Raw genomic sequence first — 26,461 nt, 5'->3', positions numbered from 1 at the left:
CCGGAAGACCTCGAGTCCTCCGGCGCCCGCTTCTTGTTCTGTGGAGCCTAGGAGATTCGAACTCCTGACATCTGCCTTGCAAAGGCAGCGCTCTACCAACTGAGCTAAGGCCCCGAAAAGGGGACAGCACCGGACGCTTCGACGTCTCGGCAACCGTCGCAGACCAGAGTACCGGGTACCCCCCGGAATCCTGCAAAAAGATAGGGGCTCCCGGTGGACGACCACTCTCCGTAAGATGCTCGTCGAGGTTCGCAGCAGCGAAGCCGCAGCGAAGGGGAGACGCCATGGACGCAGCTCAGCAAGAGGCAACGGCAAGAGCCAGGGAGCTTCAGCGCAGTTGGTACGGAGAACCTCTCGGGGCGCTCTTCCGCCGGCTGATCGATGATCTCGGCCTGAACCAGGCTCGGCTCGCCGCGGTCCTCGGGCTGTCCGCCCCCATGCTCTCCCAGCTGATGAGCGGCCAGCGGGCGAAGATCGGCAATCCCGCGGTCGTCCAGCGTGTCCAGGCGCTCCAGGAACTGGCCGGTCAGGTCGCCGACGGCAGCGTCAGCGCGGGGGAGGCCACCGATCGCATGGAAGAGATCAAGAAGTCTCAGGGCGGCTCCGTCCTGACCGGCACCAGCCAGACCTCCACCACCGGTGGCGCCCCCACCGTCCGGCGCGTGGTGCGTGAGATCCAGTCGCTGCTGCGGTCGGTCGCGGCCGCCGGCGACATCATCGATGCCGCCGACTCCCTCGCCCCGACCCACCCGGAACTGGCAGAGTTCCTCAAGGTGTACGGCGCGGGGCGCACCGCGGACGCGGTCGCGCACTACGAAGGACACCAGAGCTAGGCCCTCTCGTTCGGATCAGGCCGGATCGGCGAGCGGGCCCGGTGCCGTGGATCGCGCGGCGGAGGAGGGGGGCATGGCGGAGTCATGGCAACCCGACGACGACGCGGCGAGGCGCGCTGCCGGAACACGCGAGCCCGGCATGATCCGAACGAGAGGCCCTGGGGCACTACCTCCGAGAGCCGGGCACGAGCCGAAACAGGAACTGGAGCGGGCGCAGCGCAATGGGTGAGGTCTTCGCCGGTCGGTACGAACTGATCGATCCGATCGGACGTGGTGGAGTCGGCGCCGTCTGGCGCGCCTGGGACCACCGACGCCGCCGTTATGTGGCGGCCAAGGTCCTCCAGCAGAGCGACGCGCACACGCTGCTGCGCTTCGTCCGCGAACAGGCGCTGCGGATCGAGCATCCGCATGTGCTCGCCCCGGCCAGCTGGGCCGCGGACGACGACAAGGTCCTGTTCACCATGGATCTGGTGAGCGGAGGCTCCCTGGCCCATGTCATCGGCGACTACGGGCCGCTGCCGCCCCGGTTCGTCTGCACCCTGCTCGACCAGCTGCTGTCCGGGCTGTCGACGGTGCACGCGGAGGGCGTCGTGCACCGGGACATCAAACCCGCGAACATCCTGATGGAGGCCACCGGCACCGGGCGGCCGCATCTGCGCCTGTCCGACTTCGGTATCTCCATGCGCAAGGGGGAGCCGCGTCTCACCGAGACCAACTACGTGGTGGGGACGCCGGGTTACTTCGCGCCCGAGCAGATGATGGGCGCGGAACCGGATTTCCCCGCGGACCTGTTCGCGGTCGGTCTCGTCGCGCTCTATCTGCTGCAGGGGAGGAAGCCGGACGCGCAGGCCCTCGTCGAGCACTTCGCCTCGTACGGAACTCCCGGCGCCCCTGAGGGGATTCCCGAACCGCTGTGGCAGGTCCTCGCGGGGCTGCTGCAGCCGGATCCCCAGGCCCGGTTCCGTACGGCGACGGGCGCGCGCAAGGCGCTGACCGCCGCGGTCGACATGCTGCCCGAGCCCGGTATCGACGACGAGCCGGTGGAGGTCTTCGACCAACTCGGCCCGCTGCCCGACGGCTTCGGCCCCGCCGGGCCGCTCACGGCCCCCCGGACGGCCGTGCAGGACTCACGCTCGGCTCACACGGACCAGGCGGCCCAGCAGCCCGTGGAGCAGCCGCACGCCCAGCCGCCGATGCCGATGTCGGAGACGGGCAGTTTCCATCTCCCGCCGCCTCCGCAGCAGCCCACACCGCTGCCCCGGCCGACGCAGCCGTCCACACCTGCCACTCCCCTCCCTACGACCACCCCCTTCCACGCGCCCGCGCCGGACCTCTCGCAGGCCCCCACGGCCGCGGTGCGGCACGAATCGGCCCTCACCCGGGCCTACACCGCCGGGCAGCCGCAGATCCCCGCCCCCGGACCAGGGGGTTCCGCGCATCTCTCGGCCGCTGTCCCGGCACAGGCGCAGGCGCACGCTCCGGCTCCGGCTCCGCAGAGGCGTCCGGGACCGTCCATGAAGGTGGCGGTCCCGGTCCTGCTGCTGGCGCTGATCTGTTTCGCCGTGGGCATCTGGGCACTGACCCAGAGCTGAGCCGGCGGGCGGCAGCCCGCGTCGTTGCCCTGGGCCGAGCGTGGTGGGCCGGAGCCGCCGCCGTGTGCGGCAACGGCTCCGGCCCGTTCACCAGGTCCGTGTCCCGCCTCCGTACGGCGGTTGCCCGCCCCCGGCCGGGCCTCCCGCGACGGGGTCGTTGGAACCGACCGGACCCGCCGTACCCACCGGGCCGTTCGAACCGGCCGGAACCGCCGGCGCGGTCAGGGCGCGGCGCCGCGCCAGCAGCGTCCACACGCCCAGCCCGAGCACCAGCACCGCTCCCGCACCGATCCCGGCCACACCGACCATCCTCATGGTGTCGCTCCTGGCCGCCTCGGGGTCGCTCTTTCCGCTCCTCGCCATGTCCTTGTCGTTCTGCGTGACCGAGAAGATGCCGGTGTCGCCCGTGTACGGCGACTTCGCCGCCGTACCGTCCACCTTGACCTTGAGGATCAGCGGAATCCCCTTGTCGCCGTACGACTTCGCGACTTCCGGGCTGAGCGCGACCGACAGGTAGTACCAGCCGGCGAATCGCATGGCGCTGACGCTGCCGGTGGAGTCGTACCGGTTCTCGTACGCCACCGGCGGCAGCGGGTCCAGCGATACGGACGCGGGCTTTCCGGAGTACGACAGCGGCGTCGCGCTGTCGACATGACCGTGTGCCGGATTGTCGAGGGAGAGCGCGAGCGCGCTTCCGATGAACTTGTCCGAGGCGTTGTTGTTGCCCAGGTCGGCGGTGGCGAAGATCTGCTGACCCCAGTCCACCGGCACCCGGTAGAAGCGGGTCTGCCCCGGTGCGATGGTGTCGTGCCACTCGCCGGTCTGCAGGCTGGTCGCGTCGTAGTAGCTGGTGCCGCCCGACCGCTTCTGCGGGGCGTCGGTGGGCGGCGCGGGCACCACCGACGGCCAGTTGTCCGGCGCCTCGGTCGGCGTCGAACCGCCCTGCTTCAGCTGCGGCTCCGACTCGTAGCGCAGTTCCAGATCCCACGCGTCGGGCGTCGAGGTGGCCTTGTCCTCCCGCTCGATCAGGACGTTGTACGTACCGGCTTCCTGGCAGGTACTGCTGTCCTTGTCCGCGATCCGGTAGGCGTACGCCGCGATCGGACGCGGGAACTCCGCCGACTCGAACCGCGCGTACTCCGAACTGCACTGCAGGTCGGTGCTGTCCCTGATGCTGACCTTGATGCCGTCCCCGTAGGCGACCTGTCCGCCGCCCCTGGGCACGACCACCGCCGAGACGTACGCGTTGGTCTTCGCGTCCAGGTTCAGGCGGTAGTAGAGCTTGCCGCCCGGCTCGATCGAGCTCTTGTAGACCGATCCGGGCGTGAGCGCCGTCGCCTCGGTGCTGACCTCCGCGCCGTCGACCGGCTTCGCCCCGGGGTCGAAGGTGTACACGGTGGGCTCCCCGGCCGCGTACGCCTGCCCCGGCAGCGCCGCCGCCACGCAGATCACCGCGGCCGCGGCCAGCGCCACCCGGCCCCTGTTGCGCTGCCTCATCACGCGCTTCCCCTCGTCGTCTGTGCGGCCCGCCCGCGACGCCCGCGTAGGAACACGAGTCCCGCGATCACCACCACCACGGCGCCCGCCCCGGCAGCGGCCGCGATGCCGGTCCATCCTGCCCCGCCCGTACCGCCGCTGTCTGCGGAGCTGGTCGAATTGCCTTCCTTGTCCACCTTCTTGGCTGCGACAGGAGCGTTGTGCTCGGGTCCGGCCAGTTCGTCGCCGAGCACCGACACCCGCAGCACCACGCCGATCTGCGGGTTCTCCGCGATGTCGGCGGCGCCCGCCCCCAGCGTCACCGAGACGTAGAAGTCGCCCGCGGAGTGCACGGGCCGGACGTGGGAGCGGTACTCGTAGCGATTGGTCCAGGCGACCGGCACGCCACCCATCCTGATCGCCGACGGGCGGCCGCTGTACACCGTCGTCGGGGTGAACTCGCCGCCACCGGTGAGCGGGGAACGAGCCGGGGTGAACAGCTGGGTCGCGCCGTACGAGTACGTGGAGCCGACGCGTTCCACCGTGGGCTCGTTCGCGAACTCCACGTCGTAGCGCACCTGCTGGCCCCATCCGGCCGGAACCTTGTACCAGAGGGTCTGCCCCGGAAGGATCCGGTCGCGCCACACGCCCGGTCCGATGCCCTCGGCGTCGTTGAAGCCGGTGCCGCCCCGCACGTCCCGGGGGTCGCCGGCGGGCGGCACCGCGTCCTTGCCGCCGTCGCCGTACCGCGGCCGCGACCCGGCGGGCGTGACACCCCCGTCCAGCGGCGCCTCCACCCCGTAAAGAAGTTCCAGCGGCCAACGCGCGGCGTCGGAGCCCTTCTTGCTCTCCCGCTCCACCACCAGCAGATACCGGCCCGCCCGGTCGCAGAGGCGGGTGCCGCGCTCACTGGGGATACGGGCCAGGGCCGAAGTCAAGGGCGTCGCGCCCTCCCTCTGGAGGAAGTGCGCGGTGTCCGTCCCGCAGGAGCTGCCGGAGCCGTACGTGATGCTGGTGCGCAGCGCGTCGAACGTGTCGACGGCCGCCCCCGGCTGCGGCACCGCCGTCGCGGAGAAGTCCACCGTCGAAACGGCGTCCAGGTCGACGGCGTAGTACCGCTTCTCACCGGGCCCGATGGTGTCCAGGTACTGCCCGGGTGCGAGCACCGGCGCGCCCGCGTCCGTCGCCGCGCCCTCGACCGGCTCGCCCCGGAACCGGTAGCCGTCCGCGGAGAGCCGCGACGCCCGTTGCAGCTGCCGGACCAGCGACCTGGCGTCCGGCGCGTCGTAGTAGCGGCCGTTGCCCGCCGCGGCCACGCATTCGAGCTGCCGGCGCGCCTCGCCCCGCACCTGGAAGCCGACGGTGTCGATCCGCAGCCCGACCCCCTTCCGGCCGAGCTCCGCGGCTACCTCGCAGGGCCGCGGCGTACCGCAGTTGTCCTCGCCGTCGGAGATCAGCAGGATCGTGCGCGTGCCGATGGCACCGCCCGCGGGCCGGGGAAGGTCCTCGGCGGCCTTGCGCAGCGACAACCCGATGGGAGTGTCGCCCCTGGGTTCCGCGGCCGCCACGGCCCGCTTCACGGCCGCCCGGTCGAGCCTGTGCACCGGCTGTACGAGCCTGGTGTCCGCGCAGCCCCGGGGACGATCGGCGCCGTACACCCGCAGCCCGGTCGGATACCCGTCGGGAAGACCGTCGACGACGGTGCCGACGGCCGTACGGGCGCTCTCCATCCGGGTACGTCCCGTGCCGTCGTCGTCCGCCATGGAGCCGGACGAGTCGAGCACCATGACCAGGCTGCCGCCCGGCGTGCGGCCGGGCGCCTCCGAAGCGGCGGGCGCACCGCCCGGTGCCACCGCCGCGGCCGGCATCGCGCCCGCCACCAGGGCGAGCAGCGCCCCGCCGATCCATGCCCCCGCAGCAGCGGTGCGCCGATGGTGGTCCCGTGCCTTCACTCGTGCCCCCTCGACCGAATAACCCGGTGTTTTGCTCCCGCAACCTATTGATTTGCTTAGGTGAACTCAAGAGCACAGGTGTCACGGTCCCGCAACAGCACGAAGCCCCGGCCGCTCAGCGACCGGGGCCCGCAATCAGGCTGTTCTGTCTCACACACCCGAACCTGCGGGCACGGAGTCGGTCGCCTCCGTCCACAGATCCTGCTCGGCGCGATCCGCCTGGATCTGGCGGTACACGAGGAGCCCGCCGATGGCGGCCAGTGCGACCAGGAGAAGCTTCTTCACCGCGCGACCTCGTCTTTCCTTGACGTAGGGGACTTCTGCCGCCCGACTATACACACCGACCGATATCGATCGGTGACCTGCCCGCGACCCAACTGGCGCCCGGAGAAGAGCGATCTCCCGGATTCGTCACGAGCGTCGCTCCGGCCGGCGGACACGCTCACGCCGTTGGCCCCGGGCAGGACAAGTCCGTCAAGCCCGGTTGAACCATACGAGTGGTGTTCATCTGAAGATCGACCGATCTACGGCGTCGGTCCATGACATCGCGAGCGACATCCACATCATCGGAAAGGTAAGCAAACCGGACCACCCGAAAGCGAAAATCCATGAGCACCTTCAAGCCCAAGAGCATCTGGACCGCCTTCGTCACCGCCTTCTTCGCCCTCCTCGCCGCACTGGGGCTCATGAGCAGCCCGGCGACGGCCACGGAGCAGAGCGCCCCGGAGCCGACGACCACGAACCGGAAGCACACGGGTGCGACCGCGGCAACCGCGACCGCTCCGTCGGTGCGATGGACCCTTCCGCGTGACCGGGCGCTGCCACCCACGACGAAGCAGCGCATCCGGGCCGAGGCACACGGCTCCTCGCCCGCCGCCGCCCGGCAACCGTCCACGGACACGACGAACGCCATGGGCGCCAGAAGCGCCGCCCGCGCCACCCACGGGGCCCCGGCGGGGGACGTGTCCCTCCTGCCACCGTGAGAGCGGCGCAATCGGCGCACAGAGCCCCCGCTGGCCGGTTCACACCGGACGGGGGCTTCTTCGTGCGCTCCGGCCCCGCCCTGCCCCCGCTCGTCCCGGCACGGGAGCCGGGCGCACTCGCGCTCCGGTTCCCCACGGAGATCTCCCGCACGCGCACCCCGGCCCGGCCACCGATGCGCTGCCGTTGCCCGAACTCTGCGCCCGCGCCCCGGAGGAGCGCCGGTAGCTGCCGGACCCGGAACGGAGGATGGCCACCGCGCTCCGACGATGGAAGCCGGCGCCCACGTGGTGCGTGACGGGGAGCGGGGAGCGGGGAGCCGCGACGATGCTGGTGAAGCTTCCGGAAGATCCGCGCTCCGGCCGATGTCAGCCGGGCACGTCAGAGGCCCCCGACCGTTTCCGGTCGGGGGCCTCTGCACTGGTGGGGCTAACAGGATTTGAACCTGTGGCCTCATCCTTATCAGGGATGCGCTCTAACCAACTGAGCTATAGCCCCGCCGCGCTGCGCGCTGACTTCTGAAGATTAGCGCACGTCGGGGCCAGTCCCAAAATCGATACTCCGAGCCCTACTCGTCCTCGGCCAGGGTGAGCTCGACGCCACCCACGAAACCCGCCGACAAGTTGTAGATGAAGGAGCCCAGCGTCGCCAGCGCGGTCGCCAGCACCACGTCGATCACCGCAATGACCGAGGTGAAGATGAGGACCCGCGGAAGCGACAGGAACGACTGAAGGTCGAAGCCGTTGTTCTCGTTCGAGCCGGTGGCCTCGCTGATCGTGCCGCCCACGGTGGTGAAGACGCCCATCGCGTCCATCACCATCCACAGCACGGCGGCCGCCACCACCGTGCAGATGCCGAGCGCGATGGAGAGCAGGAAGCTCACCTTCATCACCGACCACGGATCGGCCTTGGCCACCCGCAGACGCGCCTTGCGGGTACGCGGAGTCGTCCGCGCACCCGTCCTGGGCCGCCGGGCCGCCTGCGCGGCGCCGGCGCCCTGCGCGGCGTCCGGCCGGCCGCCCTGGGTCCCGCCCGTGGGCGAGGGATACGCCTGCGGCGGGTGGTACGGCCCGCTCGCCTGCCCCGGTGCGGGCTCGCGCTCACCGGGCAACGGCCCGGTCGCGTAACCCTCGTACTGGGGCTGAGGCCCCCGGGTGTCCGTCACAGTGCCCCCTTGGGAGTCCGTGGCAGGGCCACGGGCACCGTTCGCTCCAGCTCCGGAAGCGGCCGAACCGGCGCCCGTGGCTCCACTCACGCTCTACTCCTCGTGCTCCCCGGCCGAAGGCGACGTGCCTTCGACATTGCCCTCGACCGTGCTCTCGGCAGCCTCCGCCGTCGCGGCCTCGGCGTCCTCGGACCCCTCGACCTCTTCGGCCTCACGGCCGGCTTCGGCGTTGCGGGCGATGCCGACGACGGCATCGCGCTTGCCCAGATTGATCAGTTGGACGCCCATGGTGTCACGGCCCGTCTCCCTGACTTCATTGACTCGCGTACGAATCACACCGCCGCCGAGCGTGATGGCGAGGATCTCGTCCGACTCCTCGACCACCAGCGCGCCGACCAGCGAGCCCCGGTCCTCCACGATCTTGGCGGCCTTGATGCCCAGGCCGCCGCGACCCTGAACGCGGTACTCGTCGACGGCGGTCCGCTTCGCGTAACCACCGTCGGTGGCAGTGAACACGAACGTACCCGGCCGGACAACATTCATCGAGAGCAGTTCGTCGCCTTCGCGGAAACTCATGCCCTTCACGCCCGAAGTGGCACGGCCCATCGGACGCAGCGCATCGTCCGTCGCAGTGAACCTGATCGACTGGGCCTTCTTGCTGATGAGCAGCAGATCGTCCTCGGCCGACACCAGCTCCGCACCGATCAGCTCGTCGGCCGTGCCCTCGGCGCCGTGGTCCATCTCCCGGAGGTTGATGGCGATGACGCCACCGGACCGAGGCGAGTCGTAGTCCTTCAGCGCGGTCTTCTTCACCAGACCGCCCTTCGTGGCCAGGATCAGATACGGCGCTGCCTCGTAGTCACGGATCGCCAGGATCTGCGCGATCCGCTCGTCCGGCTGGAAGGCCAGCAGGTTGGCGACGTGCTGGCCGCGGGCGTCACGGCCGGCATCCGGGAGCTCGTAGGCCTTCGCCCGGTACACCCGGCCCTTGTTCGTGAAGAACAGCAGCCAGTGGTGCGTCGTCGACACGAAGAAGTGGTCGACGATGTCGTCTTCCTTGAGCTTCGTGCCCCGCACGCCCTTGCCGCCGCGCTTCTGCGAGCGGTAGTCGTCCGTCTTCGTACGCTTCACATAGCCGCCGCGCGAGATCGTGACGACGATGTCCTCCTCGGCGATCAGGTCCTCGATGGACATGTCACCGTCGAAGGGCACCAGCTTGGAACGCCGGTCGTCGCCGAACTTCTCGACGATCGCACCCAGTTCCTCGCTGACGATCTGCCGCTGGCGCTCCGGAGACACCAGGATCGCGTTGTACTCGTTGATCTTCGCCTGGAGCTCGTCGTGCTCGGCCGTGATCTTCTGGTGCTCCAGCGCGGCCAGTCGGCGCAGCTGCATCTCCAGGATCGCGTTCGCCTGGATCTCGTCGATCTCCAGCAGGCCCATCAGGCCCTCACGCGCCACCTCGACCGTCTGGCTGCGCCGGATGAGGGCGATGACCTCGTCGATCGCGTCCAGCGCCTTGAGCAGACCACGCAGGATGTGGGCCCGCTCCTCCGCCTTGCGCAGACGGAACCTCGTACGGCGGACGATGACCTCGATCTGGTGCGTCACCCAGTGGCGGATGAACGCGTCGATCGAGAGGGTGCGCGGCACACCGTCGACCAGCGCCAGCATGTTGGCGCCGAAGTTGGTCTGCAGGTCGGTGTGCTTGTACAGGTTGTTCAGCACGACCTTGGCGACCGCGTCCCGCTTCAGCACGACGACCAGACGCTGCCCCGTCCGCGACGAGGTCTCGTCACGGACGTCCGCGATCCCGCCGATCTTGCCGTCCTTCACCAGGTCGGCGATCTTCTGCGCGAGGTTGTCCGGGTTGGTCTGGTACGGAAGTTCCGTCACGACCAGGCACTGCCGGTTCTGGATCTCCTCGACCGCGACGACCGCGCGCATCGTGATCGAGCCGCGGCCGGTGCGGTACGCCTCCTCGATGCCCTTGCGGCCCACGACGAGCGCGCCCGTCGGGAAGTCCGGCCCCTTGATCCGCTCGATCAGCGCGTCCAGGAGCTCCTCCTGCGAGGCCTCCGGGTGCTCCAGGTACCACTGGGCACCGGCCGCGACCTCACGCAGATTGTGCGGCGGGATGTTGGTCGCCATGCCGACCGCGATCCCCGCGGAACCGTTGACCAGCAGGTTCGGGAAGCGCGCCGGCAGAACCGTCGGCTCCTGGTTGCGGCCGTCGTAGTTGTCCTGGAAGTCGACGGTCTCCTCGTCGATGTCCCGGACCATCTCCATGGACAGCGGCATCATCTTGCACTCGGTGTACCGCATGGCCGCGGCCGGGTCGTTGCCCGGAGAACCGAAGTTGCCGTTGGAGTCCACCAGCGGCATGCGCATCGACCACGGCTGCGCCAGTCGCACCAGTGCGTCGTAGATCGACGAGTCGCCGTGCGGGTGGTACGTACCCATGACGTCCCCGACGACACGGGCGCACTTGTAGAAGCCCTTCTCGGGCCGGTAGCCGCCGTCGTACATCGCGTACAGCACCCGGCGGTGCACGGGCTTGAGACCGTCCCGTACGTCCGGCAGGGCACGCGAGACGATCACGGACATCGCGTAGTCGAGGTAGGAGCGCTGCATCTCCGTCTCGAGCCCCACGGGCTCGACACGCATGCCCACACCGGCGGTGGTGGGCTCCTCTTCAGGTGTCACAGGGGTGTTCTCGTCGGCCATTGCTGGTCAAAGTCCTTTCGAGCTGCGGCTTGCTGGTGCGGCCGACTCAGATGTCGAGGAAGCGGACGTCCTTGGCGTTGCGCTGGATGAACGAGCGCCGCGCCTCGACGTCCTCGCCCATCAGCACCGAGAAGAGGTCGTCGGCCTGCGCCGCGTCGTCCAGCGTGACCTGGCCGAGGACCCGGTGGTCGACGTCCATCGTGGTGACGCGCAGCTCCTCGGCGTTCATCTCGCCGAGGCCCTTGAAGCGCTGGATCGAGTCTTCCTTGATGCGCTTGCCGTTCTGCTTGCCCAGCTCGACCAGAGCGTCGCGCTCACGGTCCGAGTACGCGTACTCGAAGTCGTCCCGGCCCCACTTGATCTTGTAGAGCGGCGGGCGGGAGAGGTAGACGTGCCCGGCCTCGACCAGCGGACGCATGAAGCGGAAGAGGAACGTCAGCAGCAGGGTGTTGATGTGCTGACCGTCGACATCGGCGTCCGCCATCAGAATGATCTTGTGATAGCGGAGCTTCTCGATGTCGAAGTCCTCGTGGACCCCGGTGCCGAAGGCCGAGATCAGCGCCTGGACCTCGGTGTTCTGCAGGATCTTGTCGACCCGGGCCTTCTCGACGTTCAGGATCTTGCCGCGGATCGGCAGGATCGCCTGGTACATCGGGTTGCGGCCGGACTTCGCCGAACCACCGGCGGAGTCACCCTCGACGATGAAGATCTCGCACTTCGTCGGGTCGTTGGACTGGCAGTCGCTCAGCTTGCCCGGCAGCGAGGCGCTCTCCAGGAGCCCCTTGCGACGGGTCAGATCGCGCGCCTTGCGGGCCGCGACACGGGCCGTGGCCGCCGCGATCCCCTTGCGGATGATGTCGGCCGCTTCATTGGGATTGCGGTCGAACCAGTCCGTGAGCTGCTCGTGGACGACCTTCTGGACGAAGGTCTTCGCCTCCGTGTTGCCCAGCTTGGTCTTCGTCTGACCCTCGAACTGCGGCTCGCCCAGCTTCACCGAGATGATCGCCGTCAGACCCTCACGGATGTCGTCACCCGTGAGGTTGTCGTCCTTCTCGCGCAGCAGCTTCTTCTCACGGGCGTACTTGTTGACCAGCGTGGTCAGCGCCGCGCGGAAGCCTTCCTCGTGCGTACCGCCCTCGTGCGTGTGGATCGTGTTCGCGAAGGAGTACACACCCTCGCTGTACTGCGTGTTCCACTGCATCGCGATCTCGGCCGAGAGGAGGCGCTCCTTGTCCTCGGCCTCGATGTCGATCACCGACTGGTGGATGACATCGCCCTTGCGGGAGTTCAGGTACTTCACGAAGTCGACGATGCCGCCCTCGTAGTGGTACGTGACCGTACGGGCCTGCTGCTCCTCGGCGACCTCGGCCACCTCGGCGACATCCGCGCCCGCGGTCGCCTTCGCCGACTCGCGCTCGTCGGTGAGCTTGATCGTCAGGCCCTTGTTGAGGAACGCCATCTCCTGGAAGCGGCGCGACAGGGTCTCGAAGGAGTACTCGGTGGTCTCGAAGATGTCCCCGTCGGCCCAGAAGGTGACGGACGTCCCCGTCTCGTCGGTGGCCTCGTTGCGGGCCAGCGGAGCGGTGGGCACACCGAGCTTGTAGTCCTGGGTCCAGCGGTAACCGTCCGTCCGGACCTCGACAGAGAGCCGCGACGACAGCGCGTTGACCACGGAGACACCGACGCCGTGCAGACCGCCGGAGACGGCGTAGCCGCCGCCGCCGAACTTGCCGCCGGCGTGCAGCACCGTCAGCACCACCTCGACCGCGGGCTTCTTCTCCGACGGCACGATGCCGACCGGGATGCCTCGGCCGTTGTCGATCACACGGACCCCGCCGTCGGCGAGGATCGTGACGTCGATCGTGTCCGCGTGCCCTGCCATCGCCTCGTCGACCGAGTTGTCGACAACCTCTTGTACGAGGTGGTGGAGGCCGCGCTCACCGGTCGAGCCGATGTACATGCCAGGTCGCTTACGGACCGCGTCCAGGCCCTCAAGGACGGTGATCGCGCTGGCGTCGTACGAGGCGGATGCCTCGCCCGAGGCGATGACCTCGCCGCTCTCACCGGGGGTGGACGGAATGTTCTCGTTGGGGTTGCCGGAATCGGCCACGAAGCGCCCTTTCTGGCACAGCACAGGCCGTTCTCCGGGCAAACGGGAGCGGCTGCGTCGTTCGGCTTGTATCGACGACTCCCGCAGGTATGCGGGATTGTCCACCAGTCTACCGGTAGCACTGACACGAATGGGGGTTTGCGGGTACCTGAGTACGCATGTGCCGCCCTGAACCAGCGCCTGACGACTCCCCATATTCAGGAAGGGCCCCCAAGACGTTCAAGCGGGCATTGAGCGCTTCGGCCTGTCAACCTCCCGCTACCGTGAGGGACACCCCACTCTTCCCGCCCGGCTGCAACCACCACATACCGTCACGACTCGGATGCGACGGACAGCACCGCCGGGAACCCCGGACAGGGCCGGCGCCCCACCCGGAACACCGCCCCACCACGCTCAGAAACGGGAAGAAGCCCAGCTCACACGCTCAGCCGTAGGTATCGCCGGGCCCCGTGCTCCCCGGCGCCCGCAAGGGACCGAACCGACGCTGCGGGCCCCCCGGCCCCAACACCTTGATCAACCTGACCGTGCCCTGCCCCAGATCCGCGTTCAGCCGGGCCACCAGCTGAGGCGCCAGCAACCGCAGCTGCGTCGCCCACGCCGTCGAATCGCACTGCACCGTCAGTACCCGCTCGTCCGGATCCTCGTCGTACCGCAACGGCACACAGTGATTGGCCAGATCCGCACCGACGATCTGTGGCCAGCGCCCCATCACCCCACCCACCGCCGCAGGCGTCTCCCAGCCACGCTCGGTGATCAGACGATTGATCGCCGCACCCAGCGGCAGCGGATCACGCCCATCCGCCCGCGCCCCCGAACGCAGCCCACCGCCCCGTCTGGCCTGCTTCTTCTGCTGCGCAGCGGCTCCACGCGCCCGTGCCTGCTCCTTCGCCGCCCGCAGTGCCACCCGCGCCAGATCGACACCCGACGGCTCCGGCTGCCTGACTTCCTCCGGCCGAGCCTGAGCCGGCTCCCCGGACGCCTCACCACGACCGCTCACAGCCGCTCCACCTCACCTGCGGACACCGCATACCGCGCCCCCGCCAGAACCCCCGGAACGTCGTCGTCCACCGCTGCGGTCACCAGCACCTGCTCACCCGGAGCCACCAACTCCGCCAACCGCTCACGACGACGCGCGTCCAGCTCGGCGAAGACATCGTCCAGCACCAGCACCGGCTCGTTTCCCTCGCCGCGCAACAGCTCGTACGAGGCCAGCCGCAGCGCCAGCGCGTACGACCAGGACTCACCATGGCTCGCGTAACCCTTGGCGGGCATGCCGCGCAGCCCCAGCAACAGATCGTCGCGGTGCGGGCCGACCAGCGTCACACCCCGCTCGATCTCCTGCTTCCGGACCTCCGCCAGGGCCGCGATCAGCTGCTCGAACAGTTCCTCACGGGTACGCGCCGAATCCACCCCCGTGCCGACCGAACTCCGGTACTCCAAGGCCACCGGACCACCGCCCGGCGCCACATCCGCGTACGCCTTGTCGGCCAGCGGCTGCAGGGTCGCGATCAGATCCAGGCGCTGCGCCAGCAGCTCCGCACCGACCCGGCCCAGATGTTGATCCCACACGTCGAGCGTGGACAGATCCATCGACCGGCCGCCGTGCCTGCGCGCCATCGCCGCCGACTTCAGCAAGGTGTTGCGCTGCTTCAGCACCCGCTCGTAGTCCGAACGCACACCCGCCATCCGCGGCGAACGCGCCGTGATCAGCTCGTCGAGAAAGCGCCGACGCTCCCCGGGGTCCCCCTTGACGAGCGCCAGGTCCTCCGGAGCGAACAGCACCGTACGCACGATCCCCAGCACGTCACGCGGCCTGACCTGCGACGATCTATTGATCCGGGCTCGATTGGCCTTGCCCGGGTTGAGCTCCAGCTCGACCAGTTGCGAACGCTCGCCCTGGGTGACAGCGGCTCGTACGACCGCCCGGTCCGCGCCCATCCGCACCAGCGGCGCGTCGGAGGAAACCCGATGGCTGCCGAGCGTCGCGAGATAACCGACGGCCTCCACCAGATTCGTCTTGCCCTGGCCGTTGGCCCCCACGAAAGCGGTGACGCCCGGGTCGAGAGGTACCTCGACCCGGGCGTACGAGCGGAAGTCGGCCAGCGAGAGATGCGTGACATGCATGGGGTGTACGCCGACCTTCCCGGCTTCCTGCTCCGTGCTCCGTAGTACGGGTCGGACACCTCGGCCCGGCCCGCTCCTCGTTGCGGCTACTTCTTGTTCTCGACCGCGTGGCCACCGAACTGGTTGCGCAGCGCGGCGATCATCTTCATCTGCGGGGAGTCGTCCTGGCGCGAGGCGAAACGCGCGAAGAGCGACGCCGTGATCGCGGGCAGCGGCACCGCGTTGTCGATCGCGGCCTCCACCGTCCAGCGGCCCTCACCGGAGTCGGCGGCGAAACCACGGAGCTTGTCCAGGTGCTCGTCGTCGTCCAGCGCGTTGACCGCCAGGTCGAGCAGCCAGGAACGGATGACCGTGCCCTCCTGCCAGGAGCGGAAGACCTCGCGCACATCGGTGACGGAGTCGACCTTCTCCAGGAGCTCCCAGCCCTCGGCGTAGGCCTGCATCATGGCGTACTCGATGCCGTTGTGGACCATCTTCGCGAAGTGACCGGCGCCGACCTTGCCCGCGTGGACGGAACCGAAGTCGCCCTCGGGCTTCAGCGCGTCGAAGATCGGCTGGACCTTCGCCACGTTCTCGGCGTCGCCGCCGTACATCAGCGCGTAGCCGTTCTCCAGACCCCACACACCCCCGGAGACTCCGCAGTCCACGAAGCCGATGCCCTTGATGCCGAGCTCGACCGCGTGCTTCTCGTCGTCCGTCCAGCGGGAGTTCCCACCGTCCACGACGATGTCACCGGGCGAGAGGAGCCCGGCCAGCTCGTCGATGGTCGCCTGGGTCGGGGCACCGGCCGGAACCATCACCCAGACGACCCGGGGGCCCTTCAGCTTGCCCACGAGCTCTTCGAGGCTCTGGACATCCGAGACGTCCGGGTTGCGGTCGTAACCGATGACGGTGTGGCCTGCGCGGCGGATGCGCTCGCGCATGTTGCCGCCCATCTTGCCGAGGCCGACGAGACCGAGCTCCATCAGAGATTCCTTAAGCGTTGTGCCGATTCGTACCCAAGGTCGAGCCTACGCCCGGCCGGGGACAGACCGACGGGCATGCTCGACGCCGAGCGTGCCCGTCGGGACCTGCCGTTGCGGGACCGGTGGCCGGATCAGCCGGAGAGACGCACCGGCATGATCAGGTACTTGTACGTCTCGTCCGCCTCGGCATCCACGGCCGGACGGCCGCTGAGCAGCGCGGGCTTGGTGGATGTCGTGAACGAGAGCTGGGCGACCGGGGAGTCGATCGCGCTCAGCCCGTCCAGCAGGAAGGTCGGGTTGAAGGCGATCGAGATGTCGTCGCCCTCCAGCACCGCGTCGACCCGCTCCACAGCCTGTGCGTCGTCGCTGGAACCCGCCTCCAGGATCAGCACGCCCTGCTCGAAGCTGAGCCGCACCGGGGTGTTCCGCTCGGCCACGAGGGCCACACGCTTGACGGCCTCGACGAAGGGAGCGGTCTCGATGACCGCGACCGAGTTGAACTCGGTGGGGAACAGCGTGCGGTACTTCGGCAGATCGCCTTCCAGCAGTCGCGTGGTCGTACGCCGACCCGCACCCTCGAAACCGATCAGCCCCTCACCGGCGCCCGAGCCGGAAAGCGCCAGAGTCACCGTGTCACCGCTGGTCAGCGCCTTGGCGGTGTCCAGCAGCGTCTTGGCGGGCACCAGGGCGACGGCCGAGGCATCCGGGTTCTCCGGCTTCCAGAGGAACTCGCGGACCGCGAAGCGGTAGCGGTCGGTGGAGGCCAGGGTGACGGTCTCGCCCTCGATCTCGATCCGCACACCGGTCAGGACCGGCAGGGTGTCGTCACGGCCCGCGGCGATGGCGACCTGGGCGGCGGCCGAGGCGAAGACCTCACCGGGGACCGTGCCGGTCGCGGTCGGCATCTCCGGCAGCGCCGGGTACTCCTCCACAGGAAGGGTGTGGAGTGTGAATCGCGAGGAGCCGCAGACCACGGTCGCCCGTACACCGTCTGTGGAAATCTCCACCGGGCGGTTGGGAAGGGCGCGGCAGATGTCGGCGAGCAGCCGGCCGGAGACCAGCACCGTGCCGTCCTCCTCGACCTCGGCGTCCACCGAGACCCGGGCCGAGACCTCGTAGTCGAAGCTGGAGAAGCTGAGGGCGCCGTCCTCAGCCTTCAGCAGAAGGCCCGCGAGAACGGGCGCCGGCGGACGGGCCGGGAGGCTACGGGCCACCCAGGCCACAGCCTCCGCGAGTACATCGCGCTCCACCCGGATCTTCACCGGAACCGCCTCCTGCTGTTGCTCGCTCGCCCTGCTGGCCTTCGTCGTCTGATCGGGTCGTCCCGCCGATGAGAGCGGGAGGACGCCGGGGACCAGTCTGACGTACGGCACCGACACTCGGTGCTGCTCGGGGTCAAGTCGCGACAAGAGCTTCGGAGCGCTCCGGCGCCGAGTTGTGCACAGGCCCCACTTCGAAGCGGATTCCGGGCTAACTCTAGGTGGCAGTAGTAGTAGGGCCTGTGGAAACCGTGGATAACGTCGTTTTCCCAGGTCACACCCAGTTTTTTGTCCACCGACCCTGTGGGTGGCACCGGTGGACAACCCGGCGCTTCTGTGGACGCGCGAAAGTTCTGCACACCCGGTGCACAGGGCAGGGGGGTTTCTCCCCAGGGCTGTCCCCAGCTTTACCCAGGTTCCCCACAGCCCAACCGACCTTCTCGGTGTGACGCCTTTCACTCTGCGCGGTGAAAGGCGGCGTTGCGTTGCCGAACAGTGGACAGAGGTGTGGAGAAGCTCAAACGAGCTGGGGACAACAGGGGCCGGGCTGTGGGCAGCCGGTGGACAACATCATCGGCGCCCTGTGGACGAAGATGTTGTCCACAGCCTGTGGATCGTTGTTGGCCACAAATCCCCAAGCCCTTGACCTGGCCTGATGGAGTATCGACAGTCGCCCCTGTGGAAGCAATATGGACAACTTACGAATCCCCAGGCTGTGGAGAGGGGATTCTCCCCAGATCTGTGGAGAACGGACGGTCGGCGGCAGGTATTCGAACACCGCGGCCGCGACGGAGGCCCGGGAACAGGCTTCGGAGGGGTTCAGGGGGCGAGGTTCGGGGCTCGGGAGGGGGTTTCCGGGGCTCGGGGAAGCATCAGGAAGCGGCCCGAGGTGCCGAGGAGGCCTTCACGCGGGTTCCGCGGAGGTGTCCGATGGTCCCCGGGCGGACTCGGGCGGCTCGGGGAAAGCCCGGGGAGGCCCCGGAGCCGCCTCGGGGAGTTCCAGGAAGGTTCCGGGCAGGAGCCGGACAACGCGGAAGGGCGCCCGGAAAGCCCTGTGAGGGATCTCCGGGCGCCCCTGTGGCGCGTACAGAGCGTGTACCGCCGGCCGTCAGCCGTTCTTGATGCGGTTGGTGAGCTCGGTGACCTGGTTGTAGATGGAGCGTCGCTCCGCCATCAGCGCACGGATCTTCCGGTCCGCGTGCATCACCGTCGTATGGTCACGACCGCCGAACTGCGCCCCGATCTTGGGCAGTGAGAGATCGGTCAGCTCCCGGCAGAGGTACATGGCGATCTGGCGGGCCGTCACCAGCACGCGACTGCGCGAGGTTCCGCAGAGGTCGTCCACCGTCAGACCGAAGTAGTCCGCGGTCGCCGCCATGATGGCCGTCGCCGTGATTTCCGGAGCCGAGTCCTCGCCCCCCGGAATCAGATCTTTCAGCACATGCTCCGTCAGCCCGAGGTCCACCGGCTGACGGTTGAGGCTGGCGAAGGCCGTGACCCGGATCAGCGCCCCCTCCAACTCCCTGATGTTCCGGGAGATTCGGGACGCGATGAACTCCAGGACCTCCGGCGGGGCATTGAGCTGCTCCTGTACCGCCTTCTTGCGGAGGATCGCGATCCGCGTCTCCAGCTCCGGCGGCTGCACATCGGTGGTCAGACCCCACTCGAAACGGTTCCGCAACCGGTCCTCCAGGGTCACCAGTTGCTTGGGCGGCCGGTCGGAGGACAGCACGATCTGCTTGTTCGCGTTGTGGAGCGTATTGAAGGTGTGGAAGAACTCCTCCTGCGTCGACTCCTTGCTCGCCAGGAACTGGATGTCGTCGACGAGCAGGATGTCCACGTCGCGGTAGCGCTTGCGGAAGGTGTCGCCCTTGCCGTCGCGGATCGAGTTGATGAACTCGTTGGTGAACTCCTCGGAGCTCACGTACCGCACCCGGGTGCCCGGGTAGAGGCTGCGTGCGTAGTGCCCGATGGCGTGCAGCAGATGGGTCTTGCCGAGCCCGGACTCCCCGTAGATGAAGAGCGGGTTGTACGCCTTGGCGGGTGCCTCGGCCACCGCGACCGCCGCGGCGTGCGCGAACCGGTTGGACGCACCGATGACGAAGGTGTCGAAGAGGTACTTCGGATTCAGCCGTGCCGCCGGCTCACCGGGGCCGGGTGCGGGGGCGGGCTGTGCTCCCATCGGCCCGGTGCCGCCGCCGGGCCGGCCGGTGCCCGCGCCGCCCTGCCGGTGCTGGGGCTCCTGCAGATCGTGGTGCTCGGGGCGCTGCTGTTCGTAGCCCTGGCGCTCGGGCGGCTGCGGCCGGTAGTCGTGCTGCGGCTGCTGGGGGCGGCCGCCGGCGTACGGCTCGCGCCACTGTTCCGCGGAGGTGTCGCGGTCCTGGAATCCACCGAGCCGCGGCTGCTGCCAGGAGAGGTCCTCCTGGGTGCGCGGCCACGCACCGGGGTCGGGACGCTGCTGCTGGTAGTCGGGGTAGGCGGGACGCACGGTCGGCATGCCGTCGTCCGAGGGCCGGTGCCCGTATCCGTCGTACGCGTCGTTGTGCTGACGTTCGTCGTGCTGCGGACCCGGATAGCGGTGCTGCTGGGGCTGCTGGGGCTGGTGCATCGGAGGCGCGGGCGGGCTCGGAGGCTCGCCCGCGGAGTCGTCGACGGTGATCGCGATGCGGATCGGGCGGCCGCACTCCCGGCTCAGCGTCTCGCTGATGAGCGGCGCGAGCCGGCCCTCCAGGACGCGCTTGCCCCATTCATTGGGTACGGCGAGCAGCGCCGTGTCGGCGACCAGTGCGAGCGGCTGGCAGCGCTCGATCCACTGTTTGTCCTTCGGCTCGATGCCCTGCTGGCCCTCTCCGAGGAGTTGCTCCAGCACTCGTGGCCACACTGCGGCAAGATCGGCAGGTACATCAGCCACAAGGCACGCTCTCTCGCTGGTCCCACGAATGTGTGGTTCTCGGGACGGGATGGGTCGGGATGGGTGAGGACCGGCAGGCAGGAAGAAAAAGAACCGGAGTTCAGCCACGGTAGTCAGGCCGACCCGCGTGGTTCAAGTCGTTGTCCACAGGCTGTGCACAGTGCGGGGTGTCGCGGAGCCGGTTTGACCGGATGGCGTAGCCGCGCGTACCGTGACCAGGTCGAGTTGTCGATGGCTGCTGCCGCCTGCCTCCGATGGGCAAAGATCACGATCTGTGATTGTGAAGCGGTGCACTAGAGCGTTTACGCGAGTTCCTCGTGGGCGCACGGTGACAGCCAGGCGATGTCCCGCCAACACACGAGTCATTTCTGGAGCCCCCGAGTGAGCAAGCGCACCTTCCAGCCGAACAACCGTCGTCGCGCGAAGACCCACGGCTTCCGGCTGCGTATGCGTACCCGAGCCGGCCGCGCGATCCTTGCGTCCCGCCGTGGCAAGGGTCGCGCCAACCTGTCCGCCTGATCGCTTACAGGTCATGACGTGCTGCCTACCGAGAATCGGCTGAGGCGGCGCGAGGACTTCGCGACCGCAGTACGTCGAGGACGCCGGGCCGGCCGCCCGCTACTCGTCGTTCATCTACGCAGCGGTGCAACGGACCCGCACGTGACTGGGGAGAACGCTCCCCCGCCGCGTGCGGGTTTCGTTGTCAGCAAATCCGTGGGTGGAGCGGTTGTGCGCACAGCGGTGAAGCGAAGGCTTCGCCATCTGGTCCGCGAACGGCTGGCCCTGCTGCCCCCCGGTAGCCTGGTTGTCGTACGAGCGTTGCCCGGAGCGGGTGACGCCGACCATGAACAGCTGGCCCGAGACCTGGACGCCGCTCTGCAGCGGCTACTGGGAGGTGGCGCGCGATGAAGTACCCGCTGCTGGCTCTTATCAAGCTGTACCAGTGGACGATCAGCCCACTCCTCGGGCCTGTCTGCCGTTATTACCCGTCGTGTTCCCACTATGGATATACGGCGATCGACCGGCACGGAGCGATCAAGGGAACCGCGCTGACGGCTTGGCGCATCCTTCGGTGCAATCCGTGGTCACCCGGTGGCGTGGACCACGTTCCACCGCGCAAACGTCCGCGTTGGCACGAACTGCTGCGTAATGCCATGCGCGGTGGCAAGGGCGGGGACTCCGCCGCTGATGTGCCTCCCCGGGGGGCGGATTCCGACCCCCCGAGCCCGGCCGCAGAGACTTCGCCCAATGCTCAAGGAGCTTGATTAGTGGACACGATTGCCAGTCTGTTCAGCTTTATCACCTGGCCCGTTTCATGGGTCATCGTCCAGTTCCACAAGTTGTACGGAGCGATCTTCGGCGATGACACGGGTTGGGCCTGGGGCCTGTCCATCGTGTCCCTGGTGGTGCTGATCCGGATCTGCCTGATCCCGCTTTTCGTGAAGCAGATCAAGTCGACCCGGAACATGCAGGTGCTCCAGCCGAAGATGAAGGCGATCCAGGAGCGCTACAAGAACGACAAGCAGCGACAGTCCGAAGAGATGATGAAGCTGTACAAGGAGACGGGTACCAACCCGCTCTCCTCGTGCCTTCCCATCCTGGCGCAGTCGCCGTTCTTCTTCGCCCTGTATCACGTGCTGTCGGCCATCGCCTCGGGCAAGACGATCGGTGTCATCGACCAGCCGCTGCTCGACAGCGCCCGTAAGGCACACATCTTCGGTGCTCCGCTCGCTGCCAAGTTCATGGACAGCACGGCGGACGTCACCGCTCTCGGTGCCTCTCTGACCGATGTCCGGGTCGTCACCGCGATCATGATCGTGATGATGTCGGCGTCGCAGTTCTTCACCCAGCGCCAGCTGATGACGAAGAACGTCGACCTGACGGTCAAGACGCCGTACATGCAGCAGCAGAAGATGCTGATGTACATCTTCCCCGTGATCTTCGCCGTCATGGGCATCAACTTCCCCGTCGGTGTCCTCGTCTACTGGCTGACCACCAACGTCTGGACCATGGGTCAGCAGATGTACGTGATCAACCAGAACCCGACGCCGGGCAGCAAGGCGCAGGACCAGTACCTGGGACGCCTACTGAAGAGCGTCACCGCTCACGGTGAGGTCCGTGGCAGGACGAAGCGCAATACGGTCAAGCGGATCGTTTCCAAGGGCCCGGACCGCAACGACATCGAGCGGAAGTTCATCACGGGGCTGGCCAAGCTGGGCCTCGCCGCCCAGGAGGACGGCACGGTGATCAAGAGCGACACGGCTCTTGCCGACGCCGAGGGCGGAGCCGCGCAGCGGCGTCAGCAGCCCAAGCGCCAGACCAAGGCCCAGCGTCAGACCGGTGGCGCCAAGGACGCCGGCTCCACCGAGTCGGGATCCAAGACCTCCCTGCAGAAGCAGGACGGATCGCAGGACGACAAGTCGAAGCCGGAGGGCAAGTCCGCGTCCGGCTCCTCACGCCAAGCCAAGTCCGGGCAGCGCAAGGGTCCGCAGCGGCCCAAGCACCCGTCCAAGAAGTAAGAAGGAGTCCATCCGTGACGGAAGGCACCACCTCCACGGCCGCTGAGGGCAGCGACACCTTGACCCGCCTTGAGCAGGAGGGCGAGATCGCGGCGGACTATCTCGAGGGCCTGCTCGACATCGCCGATCTCGACGGCGACATCGACATGGACGTCGAGGCGGACCGGGCCGCGGTTTCGATCATCAGCGATTCGGCACGTGATCTGCAGAAGCTCGTGGGCCGCGACGGTGAGGTGCTGGAGGCGCTCCAGGAGCTGACGCGGCTTGCTGTGCACCGGGAGACCGGTGACCGCAGTCGGCTGATGCTGGACATCGCGGGCTTCCGGGCCAAGAAGCGGGCCGAGCTTGCCGAGCTGGGCGCCAAGGCCGCCGACGAGGTCAAGAGCACCGGTGAGCCGGTGAAGCTGGACCCGATGACGCCGTTCGAGCGCAAGGTCGTGCACGATGCAGTCGCGGCCGCCGGTCTGCGCAGTGAGTCCGAGGGCGAGGAGCCGCAGCGCTTCGTCGTCGTTCTCCCGGCCTGACCGGACCCTTGTTCTGTCGGCCCCGTCTGTTCGCAGGCGGGGCCGATCTTTGTCAGCCTGATAGTCAGCCACCCACAGTGCGGTAGTGCGGTATGGAAGGACGGATCCCGTGACGGCGGAAGTAGAGCTTCCCCAGGCGCCCGAAGGGGCACGGGCGGTTTTCGGCGAGTTCTTCCCGGAGGCCGTCCGGTACGCGGAACTGCTGGCGGATGCCGGGGTGAAGCGCGGGCTGATCGGCCCACGTGAGGTGCCGCGCCTGTGGGAGCGGCACCTGCTGAACTGCGCGGTGCTTTCCGAGGTCGTGCCCGAAGGGGTCACGGTCTGCGATGTGGGCTCGGGGGCGGGTCTGCCGGGTATCCCCTTGGCGCTGGTGCGTCCGGATCTCAAGATCACTTTGTTGGAACCCCTGCTCCGCCGGACGAACTTCCTCCAGGAAGTCGTCGAACTGTTGGGGCTGGACCATGTGACGGTCGTGCGCGGCCGGGCCGAGGAGGTCCTGGGAACGCTGCAGCCGGTTCACGTGGTGACTGCTCGCGCCGTGGCGCCCCTCGACCGACTGGCCGGCTGGGGTGTTCCGCTGCTGCGTCCGTACGGAGAGATGCTGGCGCTCAAAGGGGATACCGCCGAGGAGGAGATCGCCGGTGCGCGTGCGGCCCTGAGTAAGCTCGGTGTGGTGGAGACCGAGGTGCTGCATGTCGGAGAGGGCATTGTCGATCCGATGTCCACAGTGGTGCGCGTGGTGGTCGGGGAGAGCCCGGGCGGTGTGAGGTTCGCCGCAAAGAGGGCCAAGGCCGCGAGGACGAGCCGTACGAGACGCCGCCGCTGACCCGCTGGTCACGCTGTGGACTCAGCCACTACGTACGGTTTGTGTCGCCTGTTGGCAATGATCCCGGCAAGCGGCCATACATACCCCCTGCGGAGTGTCGTGCCCCTGTAGCTACGCTGCAGGGGCATCGTGTTTCACGTGAAACGTCGCTCTCTGCTGCATGGGATCATCAGCCGCGGTCGTGCGGCCGCCGCGCCGCGGCATCGCGGGCCCGATAGGGCTACGGAGTTGTCCACAGAAGTGGATTCATCCACAGAAGAGCGGGCCTCGCTGGTTCACGACCCCGAAAGCATGGCAGGCTCTGTTCATTGCGAGCCTGAAGTCGAGGAGAGTGAATCCTTGCGGTCCGACGCCAACATCGCGGGACCGATGACCGATCCGGTCCCCGGTCCCCGAACCGAATCGGCGGGGGAGGGTGTTTCACGTGAAACACCGCCGCCGATGGACGACACACCCATCGGTCGCGCGGCCCAGCTGGCGGTTGAGGCCCTTGGCCGCGCCGGCGAGGGCCTGCCTCGTCCTGACCGGACGCGCGTCATGGTGGTGGCCAATCAGAAGGGTGGGGTGGGCAAGACGACCACGACGGTCAACCTTGCCGCCTCGCTCGCGCTCCACGGTGCACGCGTTCTGGTGGTCGATCTTGACCCGCAGGGCAATGCCTCTACGGCTCTGGGTATCGATCACCATGCCGAAGTTCCCTCCATCTATGACGTCCTGGTGGAGAGCAGGCCGCTCTCCGAGGTGGTCCAGCCCGTCCCGGACGTCGAAGGCCTCTTCTGTGCCCCCGCCACCATCGATCTCGCCGGTGCGGAGATCGAGCTGGTGTCGCTGGTGGCGCGGGAGAGTCGACTGCAGCGGGCGATCCAGGCGTACGAGCAGCCGCTGGACTACATCCTGATCGACTGCCCGCCCTCGCTCGGTCTGCTGACGGTCAATGCCCTGGTCGCCGGTGCCGAGGTGCTGATTCCCATCCAGTGCGAGTACTACGCCCTGGAAGGGCTGGGGCAGCTACTGCGCAATGTGGACCTGGTGCGGGGCCATCTCAACCCCGCTCTGCATGTGTCGACGATTCTGCTCACCATGTATGACGGCCGGACCAGGCTCGCCTCGCAGGTCGCGGAGGAGGTGCGCAGCCACTTCGGCAAGGAGGTGCTGCGGACGAACATTCCGCGGTCGGTGCGGATCTCGGAGGCACCGAGCTATGGGCAGACCGTGCTGACCTATGACCCGGGTTCGAGCGGGTCGCTCTCGTACCTCGAAGCGGCGCGTGAGATCGCCCTGCGGGGTGTCGGAGTGCAGTACGAGGCCCAGCATGCCCACACGGGCACTGGGAACAGCCAGCAGCAGAGCATTTCGGAGGGGATTCAGTGAGCGAGCGTCGAAGAGGGTTGGGGCGTGGGCTGGGTGCCCTGATCCCCGCCGCTCCCCAGGAGAAGCAGGTGCCGTCCACGGGGGCGGGTGCAGCGTCTCCTGGGGCGGGTCCTGTCTTGACGGCAGAGCGCGGGGTGGCCGCTGCGAAGGTGACCACTCTCGCGCCCGCGCCGGTTGTTCCGGAGCCGAGTGCGTCGGTTACGGCACCCGAAGCCGGCATGGAGTCGTCAGGAGCTGCCGGTGCGTACTTTGCCGAGGTTCCGCTCGGCTCCATCACTCCGAACCCGCGTCAGCCCCGTGAGGTGTTCGACGAGGACGCACTTGCCGAGTTGGTGACCTCCATCAAGGAGGTGGGCCTTCTCCAGCCGGTCGTTGTGCGGAAGACGGGTCCGGATCGCTATGAGCTCATCATGGGTGAGCGTCGCTGGAGGGCCTGCCGTGAGGCGGGTCTGGAGCGGATCCCGGCCATTGTCCGGGACACGGAGGACGAGAAGCTTCTCCTGGACGCGCTCCTGGAGAATCTTCACCGGGCTCAGTTGAACCCCTTGGAGGAAGCGGCCGCGTACGACCAGCTCCTCAAGGACTTCAAGTGCACGCATGACCAGCTGGCCGACCGGATCGGGCGTTCGCGCCCTCAGGTGTCCAACACGCTGCGTCTGCTGAGGCTGTCGCCTCCGGTTCAGCGCAGGGTTGCGGCCGGGGTTCTGTCGGCCGGTCATGCACGGGCGCTGCTGTCCGTGGACGACTCGGAGGAGCAGGACAGGCTGGCGCATCGCATCGTGGCCGAAGGGCTGTCGGTGCGGGCGGTCGAAGAGATCGTGACCCTCATGGGGTCCACGTCCACGGGTCCCGCCAAGTCCAAGGGGCCGCGAGCGGGTGGCCGGGTGTCGCCCGCTCTGACTGACCTTGCCTCCCGGCTGTCGGATCGCTTCGAGACCCGGGTGAAGGTCGACCTCGGACAGAAGAAGGGAAAGATCGTCGTCGAGTTCGCGTCGATGGAGGATCTGGACCGCATCCTCGGCAGCCTGGCACCGGGTGAGGGTCGGGTGCTGGAGCAGGGACCGTCCGACGATCCTGCTGACGGCGACAAGGGCTGACCTCTGCCGGATGGGCTGAGGGGCGGGCT

General features: G+C 68.2%; 22 protein-coding genes and 2 tRNA genes. 11 read left to right on the top strand and 13 right to left on the bottom strand.

The features are described from left to right. Positions 1-41: 41 nt before the first annotated feature. A tRNA-Ala gene (locus tag ACIRP2_RS17960) sits at positions 42-114 on the bottom strand. 170 nt (positions 115-284) lie between these two features. On the opposite strand from ACIRP2_RS17960, the gene ACIRP2_RS17955 reads away from it, so the two are divergent. Further along, positions 285-833, top strand: a complete 549-nt coding sequence (locus ACIRP2_RS17955) for a helix-turn-helix domain-containing protein (protein WP_404251269.1) — start codon at positions 285-287, stop codon at positions 831-833. A gap of 221 nt (positions 834-1,054) precedes the next feature. Next, positions 1,055-2,425, top strand: a complete 1,371-nt coding sequence (locus tag ACIRP2_RS17950) for a serine/threonine protein kinase (protein ID WP_404251267.1) — start codon at positions 1,055-1,057, stop codon at positions 2,423-2,425. 87 nt (positions 2,426-2,512) lie between these two features. On the opposite strand, the gene ACIRP2_RS17945 is transcribed toward ACIRP2_RS17950, so the two are convergent. The 3 genes from ACIRP2_RS17945 to ACIRP2_RS17935 all read right to left on the bottom strand — a co-directional run bounded on the left by ACIRP2_RS17945 (position 2,513) and on the right by ACIRP2_RS17935 (position 6,138). Beyond that, positions 2,513-3,922 carry a hypothetical protein gene (locus ACIRP2_RS17945; RefSeq protein ID WP_404251265.1) on the bottom strand — a complete coding sequence of 470 codons (1,410 nt, stop codon included), beginning with the start codon at positions 3,920-3,922 and terminating at the stop codon, positions 2,513-2,515. After that, on the bottom strand, positions 3,922-5,769 hold the full coding sequence (locus tag ACIRP2_RS17940; protein WP_404251934.1) for a VWA domain-containing protein: 1,848 nt from the start codon (positions 5,767-5,769) through the stop codon (positions 3,922-3,924). The genes ACIRP2_RS17945 and ACIRP2_RS17940 overlap by 1 nt, the downstream gene beginning before the upstream one ends. Before the next feature lie 234 nt (positions 5,770-6,003). Further along, entirely contained in the window at positions 6,004-6,138 is a 135-nt protein-coding gene (locus ACIRP2_RS17935; RefSeq protein WP_003958712.1) for a DLW-39 family protein, read from the bottom strand. A gap of 323 nt (positions 6,139-6,461) precedes the next feature. On the opposite strand from ACIRP2_RS17935, the gene ACIRP2_RS17930 reads away from it, so the two are divergent. Beyond that, complete coding sequence (locus ACIRP2_RS17930) at positions 6,462-6,836, top strand: DUF6344 domain-containing protein (RefSeq protein ID WP_404251263.1); 375 nt, start codon at positions 6,462-6,464, stop codon at positions 6,834-6,836. A 419-nt stretch (positions 6,837-7,255) separates the two neighbouring features. Here the strand turns inward: ACIRP2_RS17930 and ACIRP2_RS17925 are convergent. The 9 genes from ACIRP2_RS17925 to dnaA all read right to left on the bottom strand — a co-directional run bounded on the left by ACIRP2_RS17925 (position 7,256) and on the right by dnaA (position 20,095). Continuing rightward, a tRNA-Ile gene (locus ACIRP2_RS17925) sits at positions 7,256-7,332 on the bottom strand. A 70-nt stretch (positions 7,333-7,402) separates the two neighbouring features. Further along, positions 7,403-7,999 carry a DUF3566 domain-containing protein gene (locus ACIRP2_RS17920; protein ID WP_404251261.1) on the bottom strand — a complete coding sequence of 199 codons (597 nt, stop codon included), beginning with the start codon at positions 7,997-7,999 and terminating at the stop codon, positions 7,403-7,405. Positions 8,000-8,092: 93 nt separating this feature from the next. After that, on the bottom strand, positions 8,093-10,726 hold the full coding sequence (gene gyrA, locus ACIRP2_RS17915) for a DNA gyrase subunit A (RefSeq protein ID WP_404251259.1): 2,634 nt from the start codon (positions 10,724-10,726) through the stop codon (positions 8,093-8,095). Between the two features lie 46 nt (positions 10,727-10,772). Continuing rightward, entirely contained in the window at positions 10,773-12,860 is a 2,088-nt protein-coding gene (gene gyrB, locus ACIRP2_RS17910) for a DNA topoisomerase (ATP-hydrolyzing) subunit B (RefSeq protein WP_404251257.1), read from the bottom strand. Positions 12,861-13,260: 400 nt separating this feature from the next. Beyond that, positions 13,261-13,833 carry a DUF721 domain-containing protein gene (locus ACIRP2_RS17905; protein ID WP_404251255.1) on the bottom strand — a complete coding sequence of 191 codons (573 nt, stop codon included), beginning with the start codon at positions 13,831-13,833 and terminating at the stop codon, positions 13,261-13,263. Beyond that, entirely contained in the window at positions 13,830-14,960 is a 1,131-nt protein-coding gene (gene recF / locus ACIRP2_RS17900; protein ID WP_404251253.1) for a DNA replication/repair protein RecF, read from the bottom strand. Before recF ends, ACIRP2_RS17905 begins: the two co-directional genes overlap by 4 nt. A gap of 86 nt (positions 14,961-15,046) precedes the next feature. Continuing rightward, on the bottom strand, positions 15,047-15,925 hold the full coding sequence (gnd, locus tag ACIRP2_RS17895) for a phosphogluconate dehydrogenase (NAD(+)-dependent, decarboxylating) (protein ID WP_404251251.1): 879 nt from the start codon (positions 15,923-15,925) through the stop codon (positions 15,047-15,049). Positions 15,926-16,056: 131 nt separating this feature from the next. After that, complete coding sequence (gene dnaN, locus ACIRP2_RS17890) at positions 16,057-17,187, bottom strand: DNA polymerase III subunit beta (protein WP_404251932.1); 1,131 nt, start codon at positions 17,185-17,187, stop codon at positions 16,057-16,059. A 1,105-nt stretch (positions 17,188-18,292) separates the two neighbouring features. Next, positions 18,293-20,095 (bottom strand): chromosomal replication initiator protein DnaA, encoded by a 1,803-nt coding sequence (dnaA, locus tag ACIRP2_RS17885; protein WP_404251249.1) that lies wholly within the window; start codon positions 20,093-20,095, stop codon positions 18,293-18,295. A 381-nt stretch (positions 20,096-20,476) separates the two neighbouring features. On the opposite strand from dnaA, the gene rpmH reads away from it, so the two are divergent. From rpmH to ACIRP2_RS17845, 8 genes are all read left to right on the top strand, one after another. Then, positions 20,477-20,614, top strand: a complete 138-nt coding sequence (rpmH, locus tag ACIRP2_RS17880; RefSeq protein WP_030930485.1) for a 50S ribosomal protein L34 — start codon at positions 20,477-20,479, stop codon at positions 20,612-20,614. A gap of 18 nt (positions 20,615-20,632) precedes the next feature. Next, positions 20,633-21,004, top strand: a complete 372-nt coding sequence (gene rnpA, locus ACIRP2_RS17875; RefSeq protein WP_351072269.1) for a ribonuclease P protein component — start codon at positions 20,633-20,635, stop codon at positions 21,002-21,004. Beyond that, positions 21,001-21,360 (top strand): membrane protein insertion efficiency factor YidD, encoded by a 360-nt coding sequence (yidD, locus tag ACIRP2_RS17870; protein WP_404251246.1) that lies wholly within the window; start codon positions 21,001-21,003, stop codon positions 21,358-21,360. Before rnpA ends, yidD begins: the two co-directional genes overlap by 4 nt. 3 nt (positions 21,361-21,363) lie before the next feature. Then, positions 21,364-22,614: a membrane protein insertase YidC gene (yidC, locus tag ACIRP2_RS17865; protein WP_404251244.1), complete on the top strand. Its 1,251-nt coding sequence runs from the start codon at positions 21,364-21,366 to the stop codon at positions 22,612-22,614. Positions 22,615-22,628: 14 nt separating this feature from the next. Further along, positions 22,629-23,138: a R3H domain-containing nucleic acid-binding protein gene (locus ACIRP2_RS17860; protein ID WP_114245516.1), complete on the top strand. Its 510-nt coding sequence runs from the start codon at positions 22,629-22,631 to the stop codon at positions 23,136-23,138. Between the two features lie 109 nt (positions 23,139-23,247). Next, the gene (gene rsmG, locus ACIRP2_RS17855) at positions 23,248-23,964 is read left to right on the top strand and encodes a 16S rRNA (guanine(527)-N(7))-methyltransferase RsmG (protein WP_361449628.1); all 717 of its coding nucleotides are present in this window, start codon (positions 23,248-23,250) and stop codon (positions 23,962-23,964) included. Between the two features lie 291 nt (positions 23,965-24,255). After that, positions 24,256-25,335 (top strand): ParA family protein, encoded by a 1,080-nt coding sequence (locus ACIRP2_RS17850; RefSeq protein ID WP_404251930.1) that lies wholly within the window; start codon positions 24,256-24,258, stop codon positions 25,333-25,335. Further along, positions 25,332-26,432 (top strand): ParB/RepB/Spo0J family partition protein, encoded by a 1,101-nt coding sequence (locus ACIRP2_RS17845; protein WP_404251241.1) that lies wholly within the window; start codon positions 25,332-25,334, stop codon positions 26,430-26,432. Before ACIRP2_RS17850 ends, ACIRP2_RS17845 begins: the two co-directional genes overlap by 4 nt. Positions 26,433-26,461: the final 29 nt, after the last annotated feature.

Source organism: Streptomyces sp. NPDC101194 (genome assembly GCF_044767885.1).
Classification (GTDB): Bacteria; Actinomycetota; Actinomycetes; order Streptomycetales; family Streptomycetaceae; genus Streptomyces.
This window is presented reverse-complemented; position numbering and strand designations above follow the sequence as displayed.

Excerpts from the sequence above, each read along its gene's own strand:
- ACIRP2_RS17955 (WP_404251269.1), top strand. The coding sequence starts at position 285 with ATGGACGCAGCTCAGCAAGAGGCAACGGCAAGAGCCAGGGAGCTTCAG.
- ACIRP2_RS17950 (WP_404251267.1), top strand. The coding sequence starts at position 1,055 with ATGGGTGAGGTCTTCGCCGGTCGGTACGAACTGATCGATCCGATCGGA.
- ACIRP2_RS17945 (WP_404251265.1), bottom strand. The coding sequence starts at position 3,922 with ATGAGGCAGCGCAACAGGGGCCGGGTGGCGCTGGCCGCGGCCGCGGTG.
- ACIRP2_RS17940 (WP_404251934.1), bottom strand. The coding sequence starts at position 5,769 with ATGCCGGCCGCGGCGGTGGCACCGGGCGGTGCGCCCGCCGCTTCGGAG.
- ACIRP2_RS17930 (WP_404251263.1), top strand. The coding sequence starts at position 6,462 with ATGAGCACCTTCAAGCCCAAGAGCATCTGGACCGCCTTCGTCACCGCC.
- gyrA (WP_404251259.1), bottom strand. The coding sequence starts at position 10,726 with ATGGCCGACGAGAACACCCCTGTGACACCTGAAGAGGAGCCCACCACC.
- recF (WP_404251253.1), bottom strand. The coding sequence starts at position 14,960 with ATGCATGTCACGCATCTCTCGCTGGCCGACTTCCGCTCGTACGCCCGG.
- gnd (WP_404251251.1), bottom strand. The coding sequence starts at position 15,925 with ATGGAGCTCGGTCTCGTCGGCCTCGGCAAGATGGGCGGCAACATGCGC.
- yidD (WP_404251246.1), top strand. The coding sequence starts at position 21,001 with ATGAAGTACCCGCTGCTGGCTCTTATCAAGCTGTACCAGTGGACGATC.
- ACIRP2_RS17850 (WP_404251930.1), top strand. The coding sequence starts at position 24,256 with ATGGCAGGCTCTGTTCATTGCGAGCCTGAAGTCGAGGAGAGTGAATCC.